The sequence below is a fragment of the Monashia sp. HAY1-5C genome, from assembly GCF_056755255.1.
In genome coordinates this window covers 1-216 of the sequence record NZ_JBPGXG010000315.1, presented here as the reverse complement: position 1 = coordinate 216, position 216 = coordinate 1, and the positions used below count along the sequence as shown (strand labels likewise).

1 pseudogene is annotated in these 216 nt (G+C 76.9%); it reads right to left on the bottom strand.

Annotated elements, in window-relative coordinates:
- Positions 1-216: pseudogene (locus ACR9ZK_RS21820) on the bottom strand (M56 family metallopeptidase); the annotation flags it as partial.

The window sequence follows — 216 nt, the reverse complement described above, 5'->3', positions numbered from 1 at the left end:
AGATGTGGAAAAGAGACAGGTCGCTGGCGGCGGCGACGACGGGCCACGTGTCGGCGAGCCGCGTGCGGTGACCGAGGAGCGCCGGCAGCGCGGCGGGAGCGGCCAGCAGCGCGGCGATGACGGCGGCGAAGGCCGTCGCCTGCCACAGCGACCGGGCGGCACACGGCGCCCGACGCAGCACCGTGACGCGGGACAGCAGCCGCGGCACCGGCCACG